14 protein-coding genes and 2 tRNA genes are annotated in these 23,207 nt (G+C 68.2%); 4 read left to right on the top strand and 12 right to left on the bottom strand.

Annotated elements, in window-relative coordinates; all coding sequences use genetic code 11:
* Nucleotides 1-286 precede the first annotated feature (286 nt).
* The 9 genes from AB0E90_RS26510 to AB0E90_RS26470 form a co-directional block, all read right to left on the bottom strand.
* Nucleotides 287-1,741, bottom strand: coding sequence for an IS1380 family transposase (locus AB0E90_RS26510; RefSeq protein WP_360411693.1), 1,455 nt, complete (start codon nt 1,739-1,741; stop codon nt 287-289).
* A gap of 120 nt (nt 1,742-1,861) precedes the next feature.
* Entirely contained in the window at nt 1,862-2,224 is a 363-nt protein-coding gene (locus tag AB0E90_RS26505; protein ID WP_360411041.1) for a hypothetical protein, read from the bottom strand.
* A 113-nt stretch (nt 2,225-2,337) separates the two neighbouring features.
* Complete coding sequence (locus AB0E90_RS26500; RefSeq protein ID WP_360411038.1) at nt 2,338-2,781, bottom strand: hypothetical protein; 444 nt, start codon at nt 2,779-2,781, stop codon at nt 2,338-2,340.
* Between the two features lie 222 nt (nt 2,782-3,003).
* The gene (locus AB0E90_RS26495; RefSeq protein ID WP_360411035.1) at nt 3,004-3,297 is read right to left on the bottom strand and encodes a hypothetical protein; all 294 of its coding nucleotides are present in this window, start codon (nt 3,295-3,297) and stop codon (nt 3,004-3,006) included.
* Nucleotides 3,298-3,343: 46 nt separating this feature from the next.
* Nucleotides 3,344-9,634: an RHS repeat-associated core domain-containing protein gene (locus AB0E90_RS26490; RefSeq protein ID WP_360411032.1), complete on the bottom strand. Its 6,291-nt coding sequence runs from the start codon at nt 9,632-9,634 to the stop codon at nt 3,344-3,346.
* A gap of 29 nt (nt 9,635-9,663) precedes the next feature.
* A complete protein-coding gene (locus tag AB0E90_RS26485) occupies nt 9,664-13,563 on the bottom strand; it encodes a LamG-like jellyroll fold domain-containing protein (protein WP_360411029.1) in 3,900 nt (1,299 codons plus the stop codon).
* A 556-nt stretch (nt 13,564-14,119) separates the two neighbouring features.
* Nucleotides 14,120-14,193, bottom strand: a tRNA-Ile gene (locus AB0E90_RS26480).
* Between the two features lie 47 nt (nt 14,194-14,240).
* Nucleotides 14,241-15,503, bottom strand: a complete 1,263-nt coding sequence (locus AB0E90_RS26475; RefSeq protein WP_360411026.1) for an FAD-dependent oxidoreductase — start codon at nt 15,501-15,503, stop codon at nt 14,241-14,243.
* A gap of 317 nt (nt 15,504-15,820) precedes the next feature.
* Nucleotides 15,821-15,893, bottom strand: a tRNA-Asn gene (locus AB0E90_RS26470).
* A gap of 185 nt (nt 15,894-16,078) precedes the next feature.
* Between AB0E90_RS26470 and AB0E90_RS26465 the strand changes: the two genes are divergently transcribed.
* Nucleotides 16,079-16,363: a hypothetical protein gene (locus AB0E90_RS26465; RefSeq protein ID WP_360411023.1), complete on the top strand. Its 285-nt coding sequence runs from the start codon at nt 16,079-16,081 to the stop codon at nt 16,361-16,363.
* A gap of 47 nt (nt 16,364-16,410) precedes the next feature.
* Here the strand turns inward: AB0E90_RS26465 and AB0E90_RS26460 are convergent, their stop codons facing one another.
* Nucleotides 16,411-17,841, bottom strand: coding sequence for a hypothetical protein (locus tag AB0E90_RS26460; protein WP_360411020.1), 1,431 nt, complete (start codon nt 17,839-17,841; stop codon nt 16,411-16,413).
* 299 nt (nt 17,842-18,140) lie between these two features.
* On the opposite strand from AB0E90_RS26460, the gene AB0E90_RS26455 reads away from it, so the two are divergent.
* Nucleotides 18,141-18,599: a hypothetical protein gene (locus AB0E90_RS26455; RefSeq protein WP_360411017.1), complete on the top strand. Its 459-nt coding sequence runs from the start codon at nt 18,141-18,143 to the stop codon at nt 18,597-18,599.
* A complete protein-coding gene (locus tag AB0E90_RS26450) occupies nt 18,581-18,703 on the top strand; it encodes a hypothetical protein (RefSeq protein ID WP_360411014.1) in 123 nt (40 codons plus the stop codon). Before AB0E90_RS26455 ends, AB0E90_RS26450 begins: the two co-directional genes overlap by 19 nt.
* A gap of 173 nt (nt 18,704-18,876) precedes the next feature.
* Here AB0E90_RS26450 and AB0E90_RS26445 read toward each other — a convergent pair whose 3' ends face one another.
* Both AB0E90_RS26445 and AB0E90_RS26440 read right to left on the bottom strand, forming a co-directional pair.
* Nucleotides 18,877-19,365 carry a hypothetical protein gene (locus AB0E90_RS26445; RefSeq protein WP_360411011.1) on the bottom strand — a complete coding sequence of 163 codons (489 nt, stop codon included), beginning with the start codon at nt 19,363-19,365 and terminating at the stop codon, nt 18,877-18,879.
* A gap of 264 nt (nt 19,366-19,629) precedes the next feature.
* Nucleotides 19,630-22,029, bottom strand: a complete 2,400-nt coding sequence (locus AB0E90_RS26440; protein ID WP_360411008.1) for an NPCBM/NEW2 domain-containing protein — start codon at nt 22,027-22,029, stop codon at nt 19,630-19,632.
* An 84-nt stretch (nt 22,030-22,113) separates the two neighbouring features.
* Between AB0E90_RS26440 and AB0E90_RS26435 the strand changes: the two genes are divergently transcribed.
* Nucleotides 22,114-23,115, top strand: a complete 1,002-nt coding sequence (locus AB0E90_RS26435) for a LacI family DNA-binding transcriptional regulator (RefSeq protein WP_360411005.1) — start codon at nt 22,114-22,116, stop codon at nt 23,113-23,115.
* The last annotated feature ends 92 nt before the right edge of the window (nt 23,116-23,207 follow it).

Raw genomic sequence — 23,207 nt, 5'->3', positions numbered from 1 at the left:
GGACCATAGTTGGCAGAATAAGAACCGCATCTTCCCTGTTCAGGGGCCACCTGTGACTATCGCAGCGGTTCGCTATCGCGCCGCACCCGCAAGATCATGAGCACAACACGCAACCCTGTGACGCAGCGTAACTAGCCTCCGTCTTTCATTAAGCCCGCTGGATGGCTCGGTGCGGTGGCCCGGCGAGATGATGGCGGCTGTTCTGGTGGCGGGTATGAGGCATCGCCCGGCCGTAGGCCGGGTTGCTCCGTGGTCCCGATCGTGCTGGATGTGTCGGATTCTGTTGTCAGGTAACGGGTTCGGGTAGTTCACCGAGGCGGTGGAACGCGGTGATGAGTTGCTCGGTCCAGGGCCAGCCGGCGGCGATGCGCAGGGTCGTGACGCGGGCGGTCCGGCTGATCTTCGCGGCGACGTGCAGCAGCCGGTAACGCAGTTTCTTCGGTTCGGCGACGGCCATAGGCCCGTCCAGGAGCAGGTGCTGGGTCCAGGCGAGCAGGTCGATGCCGGTAAGAGCGAGTTCGAGCCAGGCGGTGTTGATCGCGAGCAACCGTGACGGGAACCGGCCGAAGCCGGTGCTCTTGCCGGTGCGGATCCGGTCCTCGACCCGGGCGTGGGTGCGGTGACGGACTTCCAGGAACTGGATCGGGTTGCCGGTGGCGGGGGTGTCGGTGGCGAAGACCTGGTGCCGCATCCCGTTGACGTGGTCGAACAAGGTCAGCTGCGCACCCGGATGCGGACGTTCCCGGCGGCAGATCAACCGGGTGCCGGCCGGGAAACCGGCCAGCAGCACCGGATCGACAAGGTCGGTCAGCTCGGCAAGTTCGGCTCCGTCACGCAGACCGCCGTCACCGTTGAGGGCCGCAATCCAGTCGGTGGCGGCGGTGATCGCGGCCCGGACCGCTTCGCCGATCGCGACGCCGACGGAGAACTGGGTGTCGAGACCCTGGTCGCGTAGTCCACGGATGTGGGCGAGGAACGCGTGGCTGCTGCCCGCCGAATCAGACCGGATCAGGATGGGATTGCCGTAACGGTGCTGCTGCGGGATCTGCTGCAGGGCCCGGTCCAGCACGATGATGTGGTCGGCGGCGGTGTTCGATCCGGCGTTGCCCGAGCGCAGCAGTCCGGCCAAAGCTTCACCGGTTCCGTCGAGGAAACACAGCAGCGGGTGGAACCCGAACGTGTGCTTCCATGTCGCCGCCGCTGCTTCCTTCTCCGAATGGCACAGCACGATCGTCGCGTCGATGTCCAGGACGAACCCCGGCAACACCCGATCGAGCACTGTTGTGGCCGGCACCCGGCCACGGGTTTCGGCCAGCTGCAACCAGGCCAGCTCCCGGGCGGCAGCGCGAGCAGCCCGCATCCGGGCCAGAGCCGGCTCGTCGATCCCGGCCAGGACCCGCCACGCCGTCGGATCCGAGGCCACCGGCCCGAACAAATCCGGTTGCTGGCGCAGCACGCCCAGATCAGCGATCGTTTCTCCGCCGTCGGCCAGTAACACCGCCAGATCAACCGCGACCCGGCCCGGCTCATGCGCGGAACGACGCAGCCGGTCCAGCCCCAACGCTTGAATGAAATTCCTGGTCAGACCGGTCTTATCGGCGAGATCGGTGAGCAGTCGGGTGCCGGCGTGACCGACCACACCCCGAGCACCACCGGTGACGACAACCTTCGGACGCGTGCCGGTACTCTGCACCTTGAGAGTGCCTTCCGTGACGGACGATCTTGACCCTAGACAAGTCAGATCATCCCAGATCAGAAGGCACTTTCGCGTTCCCGGACGCCGTCACCAGCGCCCCTTACTGAAGGGCCGAGGCTAGCTGTAAGACGAGGTCGGGTCGTGCCCGCTCCGGGCGGCTATCCGTTACGCGCGCGGCAACGCATTTTCTTTGCGCCAGCGCGCCAAGCGCGCGTTGAGGTCCTCTGCATCGCGTTCGCCGAGGGGCTTCTTCTTGCCTCGCACGAGATTGTAGGAACCCAGAACGTTGAGACCGGTCGTCCGCACCTTACCCGATCGTTTCCACGCGATCGCGGGCGCAGCGGCGGCACCAACAGCTCCACCGACTCCCCCGGAGCCACTGATACTTTCGATCTCCGCCCATCGGATCTTCACAGTCCGCAACAACAAGCGGGCGACCACACCATCCGAATCAGCGGAAACTCCGAGCATGAAAGACCGCACGAAGCCGGCCCAGAGCAGAATAGAACAGGGCAGGAATATTGCCATGTTAAGCGTATTGTACGACTTACCCACACGATCAAAAGCCGTGGCGGTCCCTAACGACGCGATAACTAGCAGCAACACAGCGAGGATGACATTCCAGAGCCATGACCGCCACGTCATCCTGCTGCTAACCTCCGTCTTTCATTAAGCCTGCTGGATGGCTCGGTGCGGCGGGTGAGGACGGCACCGGAGGCCGGCGGCCAGTCCCCGGCAGGTTTGTGGTCGATGAGCGCCTCAGCCACCCAGCGGCCTTTCGCCACTAGCGTCGGGTCCACCGCGGGCACCTTGAACATCTGGGTGGCGACATACCACATGTCCACCTTGCGACCGTGCTGCTCGCCGACGTAGGCGAGCAGACCCTCGCCGAGGTCGTCATCGGAGAGCTCGGTGAGCAGCACGAGCCGCTCACCGTCGGCGCGATCGTGCCAGGCCGCCCGTGCGGCCAGCAGGGTCGGGCACGGCACGATCCGCACGGCAGTACCGCCGATCGTCAGCACCGATTCGCCTGTCCAGGCTGGTGCAGCGCGCAGCGCGATGGCCGGCGCCTGGTAGCGGCGCAAGCACCGCAATTACTCGCCGCGGCTGTGCTCCGATGCGCGGCAATGCCCGACACGCACTCGTAGACCCCAGCGACGGCGGCCCAGCGGGTACATGAGGCCGCCGGACGGAGTCGGCCAGCGAACGTAGACCATCGTGCCACCCGGCGGCCTCACGATCTGATCACCGTCGTGATCAGCGGCAGCAGAGAACGCAATAGCCCTGCCACGATCCGTATCACCAAACTACGTTATTTCTTTACCGGTACTAAAGAAACGTCCCACATACGCGTTCGAGCCTAAGTCGCTTTTGCGGATCAGCGAAAATACCTCCGCCCCATTTCCTGGAGGCTCATCGAGCCGATAAGCCTGAGCAAGGTCAACGTAGGTACAGCCGACATCGTCGGCATACTCGGCCGCTTCCTTCTCGGCCAACGCAATAGCAGAAGTGAAGGATTCGGTCTCCCAAACAGTAATTCGCTCTTCGTAAGCCTCATTTGTCTTATAATGAAATATGCATCGCACGCCGAACCATTCCATGCTTATCTCCTGAAGAGTCGGGATGCCGTCAACTTGGGTCATAGGACTACGGCTCCGTCGCCCACACGCCGCCGCCGATGAGAAGCGTAGCGATGCCAGCCCCGCATACACCCGCAGTTGCGACCGTGCAGACGATCGCAACGCCCCCAACGATAAAAGCGGCCGCCCCAATGGCGATCTTGTCCTCATTGCTGAGGCCATCGAAGCTGGCGCCGTAGTGACTCTGCCTCTTCTGCCGGTTCCGGGTTCCAGCGAACTTCTCCGCCGTCTTCTGCTTGCGGAGCGCTGCCTTGACAACTTTCTCGTCATACGGTTGGCCATTGGCCTTTTTCTCGAGCTCCTCTTCCTCCCGCTTACTCAACTTCGGCCCATCGTTCAACATTACGCGATTGCCGAACGGGTCGGAGTCCAGGCTGGCACCGCCAGTGACACTGTTATTAATCGGGTAGTTGGAGCAAATATTCAAGGCCACGCACGTCGGAATGAAGACTCCGCTGTTGCCGGAAGTGGACGACTTGATGGAGCCGCCGCCTGCCGACTTCCCGCAGATGGGGCCGCGCACATAGGAGCAGCCCGGCTTCTTCCCCCCGCCGCCAACCTTGCCGCTGCCATTGCCACCGGAGCCGCCACCTTCGCCGGGTTGGACGTTCTTGCCCGTGCCGAGGATGGGGGTGCCGAACTGGTTGTCGAGGTCTGGGTCCTGGACGCGTAGGCCGCTGGGATCAGAGCTGGTGACGGGGTCGCTGTTGGCGTAGGCGTAGCCGTTCCATTGTTGCGGGTCGGCCAAGTCCTGGATGGGATCGACGGAGATGAACCGGCCCAGCAGCAGGTCGTACTGGCGGGCGCCGATGTTGACCAGTGCGGTGGGGTCGTTGTCGCCGCCGACGAAGCCTTTCTCGTTGACCCACGCCGTGTTGCTGCCGCGAGTGGCGCCGTAGGGGGTTTGCCGGCGGATGGTGACGTTTTGGGTGCTGGCGTTGATGGCGATCTGCTGGGTGCCTTGGTGGTCGGTGAACAGCCAGGTCAGGGCCGTGTCCGCCGAGGAGCCGGTCCGGGAGGCGCAGAGGGTGCCGGCGAGGGTGTAGTAGCGGGTACCGGTGATCGCCGTGCCCTGCTTACGGATCTCCTGGTTCGGTAGGTACAGGGTGGTGCCGGTCGCATCGCGGCGGATGATGCGGGTGCCGTCCGCGTCGTACACGTTCATCTCCAGCGCGGTGCTCCCGGCGGTGACCGTGGCCAGTTTGCCTTCGGCGTCCCAGCCCAAACTCTGGTTGTTGCTGGTGGTGTCGCAGTCGTTGCTGGTGCTGCCGGCGGTCGGACGGCAGAGCATGTTGCCGCTGCCGTCGTAGCGGTACTCGGTGTTCGCCGCGGCCTGGCCCGGCGTGGTGGTGGTCATCGAGGTGACCGTGTGACCAGCGGCTGGAACCTCGTAGCTGCGCAGGATGTCCCCGGCCGTGGTGTGGCTGGTCTCGGTCTTGCGGTTGCCGATGGCGTCGAACGTCCAGTCCTGCCAGTACGGTGCCGGACCGGCCAGTCCGGCCACGCTGGGGTCGGTCGTGCAGGCCACCCCGGCGTTCGGGGTCCACGCCGTGGTGAGCCGGCCGAGCAGGTCGGTGCGGAAGCATTGCTTGTCAGCACTGCCGACCGCGGGTTTGTCCTCGACGGAGGTGATGTTGCCGGCCTGGTCGTAGGTGTAGTTGCGGTCGGAGATGGTGCCGGCGGCGGTTTCGCGGTCGACGGTAGTGCGGGTGATCCGCCGGGTGCCTTCGTCGCGGTAGACCGCATCCTGGACGTAGGCACCGCCCTCGGGTTTGTAGACCGAACCGGATCGCTCCCCGTACGCGGTGTACGAGGTTGTTGCAATGGTGGGTTCCTGGGTCGAATCGGTCAGGCTGGTGTTGAGCTGTACCGGCATACCGGTAGCCGTGTCGTAGCCGGTAGTCAGCTGCTCGTTGACCAGGCCGCCACCGGCCGGGTACGAGATCGACGTCTGCTCTCCGGTGGCGGCGGCGTAGCCGTACCCGTAGCTGTAGCTGGCGTCCAGGCCGGTCTCCACCGGCGGGACCACATAGATGACGCCGACCGGTTGGTAGCGGTCGCTGAAGCTGCGGACCTGCCGTTTATACGCGTTGGCCGACCCGGCCGGTTCGTACCGGATGGATTGGGTCAGCTGGCCACGGAAACCGGTCTGACCAGTGAAGAGGCTGTCGTAACGCCACTCCGCCCGCACCGGGCCGGTCTCCGCGTCGTCGCGCACGGTGCGTTTACGGCCGATCGTGTCGTAGGTGTACCAGAGCACCTCGTTGCGGGCGTCGGTGGTGCTCTGCACGTCGTTGAAGTCGTTGTAGCTGGTCGACGAGGTACCGGTGTCGGGGTCGGTTTTCTGGATCACCCGGCCTTTGGCGTCGTAGACGGTGGTCCATGGGTTGTCGGCGGTGTCGGTGACTTTGACCTGCTGGTCTTTGCGGTTGAACGAGTAGGTCGTCTCGATATATGGGCCGTTGACCCCGGCGCTTGTGGTGTGTTCGCGCAGTGCCACGACGCGGCCTTGGGCGTCGGTCACCGTGGTTTTGGGTGTGCCGCCCTGCGGTGGGGTGACCTTGGTGAGGTCTCCCTCGTAGGCGGTGACGGTGCGCCAGTTCTCGACCAGGTTGTCTTTGTTGTTGCCGCTGAGGAAGATCGCGTCGGTGACCCGGCCGGCCCGGTCGTAGACGTTCCTGCTGATCGACGCCACTGACCAGTCCGGCTCGTCCCACAGGATCCCGGACGGCATGCCGTCCTCGGCGTGGGCGCCGTAGGTGGTGGCGACCCGGCCGAACGCGTCGTAGATCGTGTCGGTGACGACCCGGTGGGCGTCACCGCCGAGCGAGAGCGTCTGGGTCTGCCGCGGCCGCAGCAGGGCGTCCATGATCTGGTACGACGTGACATAGCCGGCGTCCGCGTTCAGCTTGCTCGACGTGACATACGGGTAAGCGTCCCGGTTCGAGGCGAACGTGTACTGGTACTGCGCCATCGGTTTGGTCGCGTTGACGGCCCGGGTCCAGCCCACATCCCACACGCGCAAAACCCGGCCGAGCGCGTCGTAGTCGACGTCCGCGGTGACCCTGGTGTTCGCGTCGATCGTCTTGGTGACCGACCCCCAGTACGGGCTGTGGTTGTCCGTGGTGGTCCAGCCAAGCGTGTTCTTCGTGCTCACCGCGGTGACTGGCCCGCCCACCGCCGGGGTGTACGTGGTCACGGTGACGTTGTTTCTGATGTCGGTGGTGGTCTTCTCCCGGCCGGTGGAGTCGTAGGTGGCCTGCGACACCGTCTGCCACACCGTGCCGGTCGCCGGCGTCCAGTCCTTGAGTTGCTCGGTCATGGTGACCGAGCCGAAGGTCGGCGGGGTGCTCAGGCTGGTCGCACCGTCGTAGTAGGTACGCACGTCACCGATCACGTCATCGACCGTCGACGGCGACGTGCCGCAGGTCAGCGCGGTGGTCAACACCCGGCTGGTCGTTGCCGTCAGGTTCTTGTCGGTGTTGCGGTTGTACGTGTAGGTCACGCACTGCTCATCACCGGTCTTGGCGACGTCACCGTCGTCCTGCGACCAGTTGACCGTCCCGTACGTCTGGTCAAAGCTCGTCCGTTGGCTGGTGGTGCGCCAGCCGCGGCTGCCGTCCACACCGAGGGCGGTTTGGGCGTAAGTCGTCTGGGTGTCCACGTACCGTGATTCGACCAGGTCACCGTTGATGGTCCGGCTGGCCGTGGCGGTCGACCGCCACGGCACGGTGATCGTCCGGGAGACCAGTTTGGTGTCGACACCGTTGAAAACCGCCTGCTGGCGGACCATCCCGGCGAACTGGTCCTCGTCATACACCGTCTCGGAACCGTACGAGGCGGGCGAGGTGACGGTGCGAGTGCCGCCGCCCGGTGCGGCCCGATCGCCGTGCATACCGCGCAGGAACGTGGTGACCGTCAGCGTACGGGTGTCCGCCTCGTCGCCGACCTGCGTGCGGATCTCGCGGTAACCGCGCCACTGATCCCAGGTCTTGCGGTCCGGCTTGCTCAACCCGTCGTCGTCGGCGTAATGCCACGCAGGCGCATCCACATACGTGTAGCGGGTATGTTTGGTCGGTGCCGGGTGCAGCATGTTGGTCTGCAGGTCGTCCTCGGCCACGTGCACGACGACATACTTGTGCCACCACTGGGTGACCAGCACGTCCCCGGCCGGGTTACTGGAGTCCGGCACCCTCACCGGGTAACACAGGTGAGTGTTGGATTCCGGGGCCAGGGTAGCGACCATCGCCGCGGTGCAGTCGGGTTCGGAGTAGTCGACCTTGATACGGGCGCCGGTCTCGGTGACGATGCTGGAGATTCGTAGCCAGTCGCTCGCGGTGCCGTTCTGGGTCAGCACCCGGTTCGGCTTCGATTCCGCTTCGAACGTCACCGGCGGCAGACTGATCTCCAGGCCGGCCAGGCCGGAATGGTCGATGCGCTCCAGCCACAGGCCGGTATGGGTCGAGTCCGCCGTCGCGGAGAACGTGTGGGTCAGCGTCCACGACTCGACGGGCTGCCAGCCGGGCGTGGTGGCGGCGGCGTTCCACACCCGGGTGGTGATCGTCTTGAGCCGTTTGGTGGTCCAGAACGTCGGCGTGTACTGGCCGGGGCAAGAGGTGGCCGACGCCTTGCACTCCTGATCCCAGGGGGTGTCCTTCCAGTTCGCGGTGGTCGGGGCGGCCTCGGTGCCGCAGTTGGTGAAGCACCGCATGTCCGGATCGAACACCACCTGCGCATACGGCTCGGTGCTGCGCTCGGCGACCTGGTGCGTGGCCACGGTCCGGTCGTAGGTGCCGTAGTCGATGCGGGTCAGATAGCTCGCCCGGTCGTAGCTGACGTCGTCGGTGTCGGTGGCGTTGCGGGCGTACTTGTTGGTCTCTTTGCCGTACCAGTACGAGGTGGTGTTGCCGCGCACGTCGACGACGTAGTCGAGGTTCCACCGCCAGGCCTGTACACAGTCCGAGGAGGTGAACGCGGTGGCGTGGCAGGGTTCGCCGGCGTGGTTGCCGAAGACCGGCACGGTCAGCGTCGAGTTCGTGGCGGACGTCTCGCCGGGCAGGTCATCCATCCCGAAGTAGTACTGGGTGCCGTCGGTCGTGGTGACTCGCCAGTACTCACCGACGCCGTCGATGGCCGCGTCACCGGAGTCACCATTGGTGGCACCGGTCAACTTCTCGATCTTCGAACCGTCCTCGGCGCGCAGGTGCCAGCCCTTACCTGCTTGGTAGATCAGTTCCCCGCTGTGGCCGCCGAAGTTCATCGTCGCGTTGTCCGACCGCCAGCACAGGTCGCCGCTGGAGGTGGTGCTGTTCGCGCCATTCTTGGAGTCCCCGGCGCAGGGCACGTAGCGGCGCTCGATGAACCCCGGTGTGTAGTCGAAGCCCTCACCGATCCAGGACGTCTGGTTGTTGGTCACCTCGGACCGGCCGTCGACCGCCGACGACGAGTAGGACAAGGCGACGTCCGGGGACGGGCCGGTCGCCGGTGGCACCCGGATCGGATAGTTCCACGTGAACGCACCCGAGTTGGCGCCGGCCGACCAGGTCGCGCTCGGCGACAGGCTGGTCGCACTGAAGTCGCCGTTCTTACCGGAAGCTGCGGCGGCCAAAGCCACGAGCGTGCCCGTACCGGCTTGCACCGCCGCCGCAGAGTCGACATTCACCGTCGCGGAGACGGTGCCGGCGGCCGGGTCGGAGCTCGTGGGTAGAGCCGTCGATCGGCAGGCCGGCGCGTCGGGGGTGGTGAGCGCGCATGGCGGCATCCGCCACAGCTTCAGCCGCGACGCCCAGTCGGCGCCGTACGCCTGCCGGAAGCCGCGGTAGTCCACCGACAGCCGGGCAACGCCGACGTTGGCACCCACCGGGGCGCTGACCCGCATCACCAGGCCGTCGCGCCACGCCGCCGGGACGGTAGCGTGGTCGAGGACCTGCACGTCCAGGCTCGACGGCCGGGCTGCGGTGGTGCCGGGCGCGTCGCCCACCCAGATCGGCAGGTCACCTACCTTCATCCGCCGTGCGGCGGGCCCGGCGGCCGTGCCGGTAGCGGCCGCGGGCAGGTCGACCCGCGCGGTCGTCGGTTTCGGCCAGACTGGCTGGGTCACCGGGGTGTCGCGGACCTTCTGCTGAGTCCAGGCCCGGCCGGTGACCGGGCCGCCGTCGTGATCGATTTTCTCAGTCGGTGCCGGTGCCGGCACCCGCGGCGCGGCCACGGCTGACCGGGCCGGGACCGCGACGCTCAGCGACACCAGCACGGTGGCCAGCACCGACCCCAACACCAGATTCCGATGCCGTGCGCGCATTGCCGGTCCCCTTCGAGTCGACACGCCAGTCACCGACGCCAGAGGATCTGGCCGGTCGGGTCGAGCAGAACAAGATCACCGTCGTCGTAGAGCACCAGCCGGTCAGCGGTCGTGCCCCACGTGTTCGTCGACCAGATCGGGGTGCCGTCGAGGCGGTAGATCACCAGGTTGCCGTCGGCCTGCATGACCACCGACGAGCCCGGGTTACCGACTGTGTTCGTCGCCCAGATCGCCGCATAATGGTCGGTCAGCACGAGGTTGCCGTCGTCCTGCATCCACAGCTGGAACCGCGCGTCGCTGGAACGCAGCGACTGCCCCTGATACAAGGTCTGGTTGTTGCCGAGCACGTTCGCGCCGGACACGTCCGCGGCCTGCACGTTGTACCTCGTCTCCACCGCGGCTGAACTCATCGCACCCTGGTAGGCCGCGACGTCGTCGATGCCGCCGAACCACTGGTCCATCAGCCCGTTGTGCCACAAGGTGTGCCCGACCAGCAGCGGCCCGATCGCGTTGAACGGGGCGAACGACAGCACCCGCGTGCCCTCAAGCTCTCCGTTGACATACAGCCGGAGTTCCTTGCGGGCCGCGTCGTAGACGCCGGTCAGCTGCGTCCACACACCTTCCTGCGCCGTCGAGGTCGAAGACACCCACGCGGACGGGGAGGCAGGATCGTCCTGCTGGTCGATCAGCATTTCCCACTTGACGGTGGTCGGGTTGTACTTGAGCCAGAACGCGCTCTCGTGCGCGCCACGCTGCGCCACAACGGTGCGGCCGCCGTCACCCTCAAGCCCCGGCTCGAGCATCACCCACGCCGAGACGGTGAACGACTGATCGGTGCGCAACACCGGCTGGTCCTGCCAGACGTTGAGTTCGTTGCCATCCGGATCCGTGGTGTAACCGGTCCTGTTCGCGCTGCGGCCGTACTCCTCGGAAGCCTCGGTGAAGCCCTCCTCCGGGAAGTACGTGTTGTCCAGCCACAGACCGGCCTGGCCGGCCATGTGCCCGGCGCCAATTGCGGAACCCCGCGTCAAAGCCAGCGACCGCCCCCACTTGGTGCGACTGTCAAGCGCCTCGCAAGAATCCCGGAAGTCGGTGGTCCAGCAGCCGGACGCCTGCACGTAATCCCAGTCACCGACCGGGATCGGGCTGGTGATACCCGGCTCATCGAACCCGCTGGACGCCGGCTCGGAGGCCAACTGTCCGGTGAAGTCCTGCGCCTGGAGTACCCGGTCGAAGACCTGCACGTCCGCGATCGACCCGTTGAAGAAACCACTGCCGGCACCCGAGCTGAACCCGCGGCCGACCGCGAACCTCCCGCCGGCCTGCCACGGAACCGCCGTGCGGTCGACCTGGGCGACCAGCACCCCGTCGACATACAGTCGCAGCTTCTTCTCGGCGGCGTCGAATGTCCCGGCCACCTGCGTCCAGCGGCCCACGTCAGCGGCGGTCGGCGACACCGCCGCGACGGTCACGCTCGACTGTTCTTTCGCGTTCTTCATCAGCACCGACCAGTACGGCGTGAGAGGGCTGCCGCTGCGACGCAGGCCGAGCTCGAACCCGGCCGCATCCGTGCCGTCCTGGGCGGCGAACGTCATGTCCGTGGCCGGCGACACTCCGAGCCGCACCCGCGCGGAAACACTGAACGAGCCGGTCGTGTCCACCACCGACGAGGTCGTGGTGGCTACCGACGAGGTGCCGTTGAACGTGGCGGTCTTGCCACCGACCAGGTGCACGTCGCTGTCGAAGGTCACGTTGGACGCGGTCAGCGGCGTATCGGCCGGGGCCGCCACCCGGTCGGCCAGCGCCGCCGTCTCGTCGATCCCGGGATAGGCCTCCAGACCCCACCGGGCGATCGCCGGCGACGGCCGGCCGACGTGGAACGGCACGGAGCCGTTGCCCTCGTTCAGGGTGGCGTCGATCGCCTTCACCAGCAGCACGTTCAACCCGAACTTTGGTGCGGTGATGTCCACCTCGGCGTACCTCGGGTTGGTGCCCGTAGCGGTGACCACCGTCGTCGCGGCGTCCCAGCCGTACTGAAACTTGATCACGTCGGTGTCGGTCGACTCGATCCGGATCCGGCCCTTCTGCCCCGGCCCCGGCGGCAACGTGACCACCGACGCGGTCACCGCCGGCACCGCGGTATCCACCGTGAACTGGCACCACGGCGACCAGGCACTTGATATCGAGTACGGCACCTTGTCCGTGCCCTTCGCCCGGAACGCGTACGTCTTGTTCCGTTCTGCCGTCACCGCAGCACTGATTGCCTGCGCCCCCGGAGTGATCGACGTCTTGTTCGGCGGAGCACCCTTCCTCGGCGACGCGTCCGTCACCGACCCGATCCCCGCCGCCGGCACCTCGAGCCACTCGAACGCCCCGGTCAGCGAGTCACCCCCGTCCACATCCGGGAAGAACGCGGAGAAGGTCGGGGTGAGCGTACCGACTGTCACGACACCGGAACCACAGACCACACCAGCCGCCTGCAGGTTCGTCGGCGTGCCAGGCGGGGTGTCGTAGTCGACGAACAGCTTCGCGTCGTTCGGATAGAACTTCTTCCACCGGCCCTGCGTCGACTCACCGGAGCCGTCCGCGGCCCGCGCGGTGAAACCGACCGTCAACGCGCTCCAGCCACCGTCGGCCGCGTCCTGCAGGAACTGGGTGACAGCGGCGCCGTCGAAGTTCATGTACATGTCGCCCTGATAGTTCCCGCACCCACCCGCCTCGTTCGCGTGACCGGTGTCGGTGTCCAGGAACCGCAACAGCTTCATCGCCGACCAACTGGCCTTCATCGTCGCGTTGATCGCCGACGACCAGTACATCGAGGTGACCGTGCTGTCACAGGCCCAGGAGTGATCGAGGTTCATCTCCACCCGCGCCGACTCAACATGCCTTTTACTCAGCGACACCCCGTTCGCCGTGGTGGAGAACTGGAAGAACGACCGGTAAAGGTCACCGGTGTCGGGGTTGAGGCCAACCCGGGCCCGGGAGTAGTCGGTGTTGTTCGAGTTGTCGTCTGTCGCGTATGCCCATTTGCCTTTGTAGACCGACCAGATCGGGTCGACATAGAGCGGATAGGTCGCCTCTTTCAGCAGCTTCGCGTCCGGGTGCAGCACCAGGTCCCCGCCCGCGAGCGCCACCGACACCGGCGCGATCCGGGCAGCGTCACCGGCGCCCTCCGGTGTCGACGCCACCGCCGCCTGCGGCGCGGCCGACGCCGCCTTCGACGCTGCCGCCGGCGTGGTCAACGAGTCCCACATCACCGCGGGCTCCGTCGACGCAAGGACCGAGCCAGGTCCCAATGCGGTCAGCACACCGCCACTGGAGGAAATCCGGGCGGTGCCACCGAGCCGGAACCGAACCTCCGCGACACCAGGCTGGGCCGCGGCCGCAGCCGACTTGATAACCAGCGTGTGAGTGAAACCGGTGCTGGTCGCCCGCACCACCAGATCGACGCCCGACAACACCTCAGCGTAGGTGGCTGCGCTATCGGTAACGGTCGGAACGGGCAGCGTCCCCGGCCACGACACGGTCACCGTCCGGCCACCACGGGTCAACGTGGCCAACGGCCCGGACCCCCCACCGGAGAACGCGACATCAGCAACCGAAACCGCCGGACGCAACAGCCCGTCCGCGCCACGACCCAAACTCAGATCGATGTCAGCCCACCCCGCGCCCTGGCGGGCCCGTTGCGGCATCACCGACCCCTCGAACCGCAAATGCCCGTCCGGCTGCGCCACCACCTGCGAAAACTCGGTCCGCGACGAATCCACCGTCACCGCCCGGTCGCAACTGACCGCCAGCGCAACGGCAGCCGACTCGCTACCGGCCACGTCCCCGCACGCCGCGGCGGAAACACCGGCCAGAACCGGCACGGTCAACTCGCCGATCACCAGGCCAGCCACCAGGAAGGCAGGAAGAAACCTGCGCCACATAACGCCCCCGTACGATGTAGCGACATGATCACAATAGGTCAGCGATCGATGTAAAGCGATACCGAACGCGAACCAAACTCGTGAACTTCAGCGGACACCGGACAGCATCCGCCCAGGGGTGGGGCGTGACCTGCGGGGTCAGGTCGGGCACGCCGCCGGCGGGTGACCCGCCGGGACGAGATGCCCGACCTCGGGCGCGACAGCGGCGGTCACGCGACATGCCCATCATGGCGTTAGCGGAGCAACGCCATGATGGGCACGTACCTCCCGGCGGGACGGCGATGCGGTGGGATCCGGGAAACGAGATTTGCGGCCGGAGGAAATCGCTCGGGTGGTCACCTCACGTCGTGAGCCGTCCAGCCGTCGGCGCCTTGGTATGCCTCGTCCGCGAAGGTCATCACGTCAGCGTCGGTAAGCGAGGTGTCGATGCCATGGGTGCGGCTACCAACAGTGATGGCTACATACTGCGATGATCCAGACGCCGCACGAACCGTAAGCCGTGCTCAAGGCGACTCCGCAGCCTTGAGGTTCACGCCTTCGCGCACTGCCAACTATGTGGGGCGGACGGGACTCGAACCCGTGACCGATCGATTATGAGTCGACTGCTCTAACCCGCTGAGCTACCGCCCCTTACCGGGCGCGATCCTAACCCGCCGCTCAACCTGCAATCCACCGATCTACGCCGGTACCCGCGCCCCCAGCCAAGCCAGCACCGCTCCCGCGGTTCGCCAGCCGCCGGCGAGGGCGCCCTGGATGGATGGGCTGTCGCGGTGATCTCCCGCTACGAACACGCCGTCGCCCAGGTTTACCGGCTTGCGGAGGTTGGCCTGCGGGCCGCGGGCGGACGGCAGCGCGTGCGGAATGCTCACCACGTCGAGCAGTTCCCACGGCTCCGCCGAGACGCCGTACATCCGTGACAATTCCACCCGGATCACGGTCTCGGAGGCGGCCGACGGCGCGGACACGCCGACCACCGAGGCGGCGATCAGCGACTTGCCGCTCGGGGCGTACTCCGGGGCGGCGTTGCTCACCACGACCGTATTCGCGATGATTTCCCGCCGGTCGCCGTCCAGCACCAGGGTCGGCTCGTCGAGCGGGGCGCGGTCGGCGCCGAAGTAGAACGTGGTCAGCCCGTGCATGTCCGGCTGCGGCAGCTGCGGGAGGAGCTCCGACGCGGTGAGCGGGTCGGTGGCGACCACGACGGCCTTGCAGTGGATCTCGCCGCCCTCGGTGACGACGATGCCGGGGCCGAGCGACAGCGTCCGGGCGCCGATCAGCAGCTGCGGGTAGGGCAGCGGCCCGGCGATCGCCGCCGGCAGTGCCGCCATTCCGGCCGCCGGCACGCCGATCCGCCCGCGGGTGAACGACCGCAGCACCATGGAGAAGACGTGGCTCGACGTGTCCAGCGACCGGTCCGCGAAGATCCCGGACAGGAACGGCCGCAGGACCTCCTCGATCATCCGGTGCGACAGGCCGGCCTTGCGCAGCATCTCCTGCGTCGTCGTCTCGCGAGCTTCCAGCAGCCGCTGCGGCGACAGGGTCGCGCATTTCGTGGCGAGCGCCGCGAACTTCAGCCGGTCACTCAACGTGCCCACGCCGGAGGTCAGGCTGGCCGGCGCGGCGAGCGGCTCGGCCAGCGGATTGACCAGCCGGTGCAGGTCAGCCCCGCGGCGAACCAGCACGCCGGAGGTGAAGAACCGCAGATCAAGTGCATCAATATCAATAAGGGCCGGAATTCGCGGGTACGCCGTATTGAGCACCTGAAAACCCCGGTCCAGATGCCACCCGTCGACGATGTCAGTGGTGACCCGCCCACCGATCCGGTCGGAGCCCTCGACGAGCAGCCACTCCACGCCGGCCCGGTCCAGCCGCCGCGCAGCAGCCAGACCGGCAAGTCCGCCGCCGACAACGACGACGTCCACCTCTAAGCGCTGCGACACGGGCACCTCACAAGGGGACGAAACAGGCAAGCCTCAGACTAACGGCGCCGCCCCCCAAACACAGGCGATTCGATCACCCCCAAGACCCGAGCAAGGCAAGGCAGGCGAAGGCCGTACGTGCGGGGTGTGGGTGTAGCGATGCAAAGCAAGCCGTGCAGAAGCAATGCGAAGCGAGCCGTACGGGCGACGAGCGCAACCAGGCACTTTCCAGCGCGACCACTAGATCGCGGGGTTTCCGGGGGCTCGGCCCCCGGAGCAGAAATGCGAGATCCCCCCGGTCCGCGCAGTCTGCGGACAGGAGGGACCTAGGGAACTCGCTCCCCGAATAGGACTCGAACCTATAACCTGCCGGTTAACAGCCGGCTGCTCTGCCAATTGAGCTATCGGGGATCGTGCCGCACCGACCGTCGTGCTCGGTGCCGGAGAACAGAGTACATGACCGGAGGGGTGGGGCGCGAAGGGGTTACCCGGGCGGGTCGTCCGGGCGAAACTCGAGGTGCAGGAGTACAGAACCGGCAGGATGGGTATGCACTCGGCAGCGACGCAATCGCGTCACAACGGAAGGAGCCGCCACCATGCGCGGAAAGCTGTTGTTCCTCACCGGTCTTGCGGCGGGCTTCGTCCTCGGCAGCCGGGCCGGCCGGGAGAAGTACGAGGAGATCCGGGAAAGCGCCAAGAAGGTGTGGGAGAGCCCGTCGGTGCAGGAGGCCGCCGGTGTCGCCCAGGCGCAGGCCACGAAGCTCTACAGCGAGGGCAAGGACAAGCTGCAGTCCTCGAAGCTCGGCGAGAAGCTCCACGTCGCCGGCGACGACGCGGACTCGTTGACCTCCTCGAACAGCAAGGCCACCGGAACCGTCTGATCGACACGTTCCGTCGACGGCCGCTCCCGCTGGGGGTGGCCGTCGTGTCATTCCGGGATGTTCGCGGCCCGGAACGCGTCGTGCACGTGCCGGGGCAGCCGTCCCCGCGGGCCGACCAGGTGCCCGTTGGCCCGGGCCCACGCCCGGACGGTCGCGGCGGTGACCGCTTTGCCGGCCGGGCCGGTCGGCTGGACGTGGGCGGCGAGCTTCTCGAACGTCTTGGGCGTGACGATCCGGGTGCCGGCTCGCTGAGCCGCCAGCCCTTTGGCCGACCGGGGCCGGGCGTGCCCGCTGACCAGCACCGCGGTCTGCCCGGTGACGCGGTTGACGACGCGCAGCCCGGCGAGCCGGGCGGCCAGTTCGAGCCGGGAGCGGCGGTACGGCTCACCGCCGGTGAACGCGACCGGTTGGCCGGCGCGCAGCGGTTCGCCGTACGCCCAATCGTGCGGGAGTGGCCGGAAGCCGCAGCTGAACGCGGAGATCAGCTCCCCGCCTGCCTCGGCCAGAATGGCCTGTGCTCCGCCGGACGGCACGCCCAGCGCCTCGGCGGCCGCGATGAACTCGTGGCGTACCGCGTCGGTGACGGCGCCGCCGGCGACCGCGGCCCGGGCGAGGGCCGGCACGAGCCCGCGGTGCAGGTCGTCGAGATCGTCCCGCCCGAGCCCGACCGCCCGCCCGTGCTCCGCCAGCGCATGCACTGCCAGCCCGTGGGCTGCCAGCCCCTCCACTGCCAGCCCGTCCGCTGCCAGCCCGTCCGCTGCCAGCCCGTCCGCTGCCAGCCCGTGCGCTGCCGGCCCGGCGGTGGCGAGGCTGCCGCTCTCGAGCACGTGCGCGACCAGTTCGAGGTAGTTGCCGGCGGCTTCCGGCGCACCGGCCGGCAGGGTGTCCTCGAGCGGCAGGTCGTCGAGCAGTGCCGCCAGAACCCCGGATGCCGCTGGTCCCGCCGCCATCCGCGGCCGCGCCGCCGCGTCGCCGCCGTCCGGTGCCGCCCCACCGGCCAGCGCTCCAGCGGCCCACGCTCCTCCGGTTGACGCTCCACCGGCTGTAGCCGAGTCCGCCGCCGCTTCCGCTGCCAGGAACGCTCGTAGGAGCCTTGCGGTGGCTCGGGCGTCGCCCAGGGCGCCGGCCGATTCGGTGTATTCGACTCCTGCCGCCGCGCAGCAGTCCCGTAATCGCCGCCGGGCGAGTTCCGGCAGGTGGATGCGGCTGGCTTCGCTGGTGCAGAGGACCGGCATCTCCGCATATTCGCCGCCGAATTCCGCCACCACGAACCGAAGCCCCAGAGCGGCCTGATGGCCGGCGAACGTGCGCCCCCTCAACTGCCCGGCGATGTCGCCGAAATGCGGGCCGGCCGCTGCCCATTCGCGTTCGACCCGGCCGTTTCGGTCGGTGCCGACGACCGCTATCTCGGTTATCCGGTCGTTCTGAACGGACAGCCCGGTCGTTCTGATCCCCAGCACCGCGAATCCGAGTTCCACACCCAGCCCTCCTGCGACAGGAGGCTGATCGTGGCGGAGTGGCGGGCATCCGGGCATCGCCCACTCATCCGGTAGAGATCGCCGCAAGGGGGTGGTGGGGTTGGCCGTTCGTCCCGTTCCACCGATGGCGTCCCGATCGGACCGGTCGGCGAAAGGGGCCCGGCCGAGTCGGTGAACGGCAGTTTCCCGATACCGGGGACTCCCCCGAACAGGCAGGAAATATCGCAGAAATACCCGACCCGGTGGTGTGCGATTCTGTCGCGAAATTCGCCGCGGCCGGGGGTGCGATGGTGAGGGACGTGGTGCTTGTCTGCGGGCCGGATCCGCACGATCCGGCCGGCCTCTATCACCTCGGGCGTGAGCTCGAGAGCGACGGGCGGGCGCGGTTCTTCGAGGGCCGTGCGCCCGACGGTCTGCGGGTCGCGTTGCGGGTCGGGCTGCCCGGCAACGGCCGGGCAACGCGGGAGTTCCGCGGCCCACCGCCGTGGCCGCCGGGCCGGGAACCCGCCGGGCGCCTGGTGCAGGTGCAGGTCTTCGAGTGGGCCGACGAGCTTGCCCGCGTCGTGCACGGCACGGACGCGGGCATCGAGGGGGTCCGCCGGCCGGCGGCGGCGTTGCGGGCGTCGCCTCCGGCCGCGGACCCCGAACTCGACCCGGCCTTCCACGAGACGACAACCGCAGCCGCAGCCGCCGCCACCCGCCCGCCGGCCCTGCGCGACTCAGCCCTATCGCGCCGACCTTGCGCGACTCAGCCCTGACAACGCCGACCCTGCACGACTCGATCCTGGCCGCGTCAGCCCTGACCGACTCGGCCCTGACCGACTCGGCCCTGACAACGCAGGCCCTGCGCGACTCGGCCTAACCGGGTCAGCCCTGACCGACTCGGCCCTGACCGACTCGGCTGCGCAACTCGGCCCTGACCGGGTCAGCCCTGACCGACTCGATCCTGACCGGGTCAGCCCTGATCGGCTCGACGCTGATCGACTCGGCCCGGGTCGGCACGGTCCGGCCGGCCCTGGCGACGCAGGTCATCGATTAGGCGGTCGTGCCGCTGACGGTCCCCTGCTGCTGGGTGGTGCCGGTGCCGCCCTGGGTCGTCCCGGTTCCGTTCTGGGTGGTGCCGGTGCCATCCTGGGTTGTCCCGGTGCCGCCCTGGGTGGTGCCGGTGCCATCCTGGGTTGTCCCGGTGCCGCCCTGGGTGGTGCCGTTCTGGGTGGTGCCCTGCTGGCCGCCGAAACCGCCGCCACCCATCTGGCCGCCTGGGCCGCCGCCGTTGCCGCCGCCCGGGAACTGCCCCTGCTGGGTGCCGGAACTGCCGCCGGATTCGACGGCCATGCCGATGCCGAAGCCGGCGCCGCCGGCCAGCGCCGCAGTCAGGGCCACGGCCGTCGCGACCTTCTTCCCGGTCCACCGGCCGGCGCTGGTCTGCGCCGGACCGGTGGTGGCCGGGACGGAGGCCCATCCCTCGGTGGGTGGCACCCATTCCTGGTTGCTGGTCTCGGGTGTCACCTGGTCAGTGCTCATCGTTCGTGGTCCCTTCGACGGAAGAGCGGAAGATCGGGCTCATGTGTCGAAGGTGCGTGACCTCCCTGTCGACCGGCTGTGACCGGCGTACGGGTTTGCTCGGGGGCCCGGACCCCGGGACCCGAGCCTCAGGACCCGGGCCTCAGCGCCCTGGGTCTCAGCTCCCGGACCTAAGGACCCGAACCCCGGGACCCGGACCTCAGCGCCCGGACCTCAGCGCCCGGACCCCGGGACCCCGGGCCTCAAGACCCGGAGCCCCGGGACCTACTCGGCTCGGACGTTGTCGATTGCGACGTTGCCGCCGGTGTTGAGGTAGACCCACACGGCGCGGATGTCGGCCTTGTCGAGGGTGGTTCCGGAGGGGCAGCTGATCTCGTCGAACGAGCGACTGATCGTGCGGCTGTCCCCCGGGTTGAGCCAGGTCCACTGCCCGCCCTGGCACCAGGTGAACGCGTCGCCGACCTGGACCGCGATCTCGCCGACGCTGCCGGCCGTCTCGACCCGCATGTCGAACTTCAGGCCGGACGTGCCGGTCAGGTCGAGCGGCGCGTCGAGGGCGCGGCCGAACCAGTTGCCGTTGACCGGGGTGTGCACGAGCAGGCCGGCCGCCCCGTCGGTGTGGAAGGCGGTGGTCGGTTCGACGCTGCCGCCGCCGTCGGCGTTGGCGATGCCGAAGCCGTCGGTGCCGGCCTCGAACGAGAACAGGGTGCGTTCCACCGGCTGCACCGGTCCGGCTTCGCCGCAGGTCAGGACGGGCGCGGCCCAATCGGCATTGCCCGTGCCGGTGGTGCTGAGCAGCAGCCAGGCGGCCCCGGTCAGGTCGGCGGTCAGGCTCTGCGGGGCGGCGCCGGCGGTCACGCTCGCGGTCGCCACCGCCACGCCGTCGGCGTAGATCGCGAAGTCGGCGGCGCCGTCCGGCGAGGTGTCGTCGACGCCCACGTCGGTGGTCAGCGTGCTGCACTCCCCGCCCAGGTAGTAGCGGATCGACGACGGCGCGCTGGCGCCCAGCCCGCGGGTGTAGACGTGGCCGCCGATGGTGATCAGGTTGCCGTCGCCCGGCGCCGCGCCGCCGTTGCTCTGGTCGAGCTCGATCGGCCCGGAAGCGTTGGTGAAGTCCGCGGCCCGCACGGTGCTCAGATAGCGGGTGCCGCCGGGCGGCGGCGTCACCACCGACGCCATGAGAGTGCTTGCGGTGCTGCTCCGGCGGCGGCCGCTCCAGGTGTACGACGTGGAGAGCGTCAACGGATAACTTCCGGCGGTGACCGTCGCGGGCGCGGTGACCGTCCACGTGGTGACCAGCGATTTGTCGGTCGCCAGGGAGCGGGCGCGGGCGCTGGTGGCAGCGGTGACGATCCAGCCGGCCGGCGCGCCGACACTGACGCTGACGTCGCCGAGCGGGCCCACTCCCCGGTTCGTGACGGTGGTGGTCAGGGGGATCCCGGCGGCCGGCGTGACGGTGCCGATCGCGCCGCCGACGGTCACCGAGGGGGCGATCGGCCCCGGGTCCCGGATCGGGCGGACCTTGTAGACGACGGTTCCGTGGGCGGGCACCGCCGCCTCGACATGCGACCGGGCCTGGGTGACCGCCCCGGTCCAGACGTCCTGGAGCCGCCAGGGGTGGGTGCCGCCCAGCGTGGTGCCGACGGTGGCGAGAGCGTCGGTCGAGTTGTACAGCGCGATCGCGTGCTCCCCGCTCGCCAGCGGCTTGTCCAGGACCATCAGGCCGTTCGCGTCGGACACCACTTTGCCTGCCTGGCCAAGGCGGTCCTGGTCGATCTCGATGACCGACCGGTTGGTGAGGATGGCGAGCGTCTCGGGCGACGCCGAGCGCAGATCGGTCCCGATGATCAGCGGCGCGGCCATCATCGCCCACATGCTCATGTGTGTGCGATTCTCGGCCGGGGTCAGCCCGCCGTTGCCGATCTCCAGCATGTCCGGGTCGTTCCAGTGCCCCGGCCCGGCGTACGGATACAGCGGCGCATTGGCCGCGATGATCCCGCGCAGCGACGGCCAGTTGTCGCTGATGTCGCCGGTGGTGCGCCACAGGTGCCCGACGTCGGCGCCCCATGTCCACGGCTGGGTCGTGCCCCATTCGCAGATGGAGAACACGATTGGCCGTCCGGTGGCCGCGATCGCGTCGCGCATCGCGCTGTAACGGCGTACGTAATCGGCTTGTGTTCCGTCTGATTGGTTGTAGCAGTTGTCGTATTTCAGGTAGTCGACGCCCCAGTCGGCGAAGGTCTGCGCGTCCAGTGTCTCGTGGCCGAGGCTGCCCGGATAGCCGGCGCAGGTGTTGGTGCCGGCATCGCCGTAGATGCCGAGCTTGAGCCCTTTGCCATGGACGTAGGCGGCGGTCCCGGCGATGCCGGACGGGAACTTGGCCGGGTCGGGGACGAGCCGCCCGGTTGCCGGGTCGCGGTCTTTCAGCGCCCAGCAGTCGTCGATGTTGACGTAGGTGTAGCCGGCGTCGGAGAGCCCTTCGGAGACGAACAGGTCGGCGGTCTGTTCGATCAGCTCTTCGCTGACGTCGCAGCCGAAGGCGTTCCAGTCGTTGAAGCCCATCGGTGGGGTGAGCGCGAGTCCATCGTCGAGCGCCAATGCCGGGGCGGCCGGCGCGACGGCGACCGCCGCCCCGATCAGGATTGCGGCCAGGATGCGGTGCATGTGAACTCCTCGGTGGATGGGAGTCGATTGCAACGTTTGTAAGTCGACCGGAGGTTACGCCAAGCTATTCATTAGAATCAATGCGTGAGTGACGGTATGCGCGCGGTCGCCCGGCTGGCCGGTGTCTCGGTGTCCACGGTGGCCAACGTGCTCAGCCGCCCGTCGATCGTGGCCCCGGCGACTCTGCGGCGCGTTCAGCAGGCCATCGAACAGGTCGGTTACGTGCCCAACGGCCCGGCCCGCCAGCTGCGCGGCCTGCCCAGCCCGATCGTCGGCAGCGTCACCCTCGATCTGGCCAATCCGTTCCACGCCGAGGTCAACCGCGGCGTCGAGGACTGCCTCGCCGAAGCCGGCTGCCTGGTCCTGGCCTGCAGCACCGACCTGCGCCCGGACACCGAGACCCGGCTGCTGCACCTGCTCCAGCAGCAGAACGTGCGCGGCATCATCATCTCGCCGGCCGGCGACACCGTCCCGCTGCTCGAGGTGAGCCGCCGCGGCACGCCGGTGGTGCTGCTCGACCACCCCAAGGAGCGGCTCGACCTGTGCGCGGTCGCCGTCGACGACGTCCTCGGCGGCCGGCTCGCCGGGGAGCACCTGCGCGCGCTGGGCCACCGGCGGATCGCCTACCTCAGCGCCACCGTCGATCCGGGCCCGGTGGCCCGGCGCCGGGAAGGCTTGCGGCAGGCCGCGGAAACCCTGCTGGACGTACGGATGGACGTGCACCCGCCGTCCCTCGGCGAGGCGGCGGCCGCGGCGGCCGAGCGGGTCATGGCCGTGGGAGCGACCGCGGTGGTGTGCCTCAACGACACGGCGGCGCTGGGACTTCTCGACGGGCTCGCGGCCCTCGGCGTACGCGTGCCGGAAGATCTTTCGGTGGTGGGTTATGACGATCTGCCGTTCGCGCGCCGTCTCGCGCCGGCGCTGACCACCGTGAGCCAGCCGAAATATCAGCTGGGATGGGCCGCGGCCGAGCTGCTGCTGGACGAGGGGCGCCCCGGTCACGCCCATCGCGAGGTGCGGTTCCAGCCGGCGCTGGTGGTGCGGTCGTCCACCGCCTGCATTGACGGACGTCACATCGACAGGTAGCTTTTCGGCACTACAACGGTGTCTTCACGACACCCCCGAGGGCGAGCACGTTGCCGATACGGCGGCGGGTTGGGGTGCGCACGTTCCCCTTC

It is taken from the genome of Actinoplanes sp. NPDC026619 (assembly GCF_040638295.1).
Lineage (GTDB): Bacteria > Actinomycetota > Actinomycetes > Mycobacteriales > Micromonosporaceae > Actinoplanes.
Note: the sequence above shows the minus strand (reverse complement) of the source record. Positions and strands in the feature narration are given on the sequence as shown.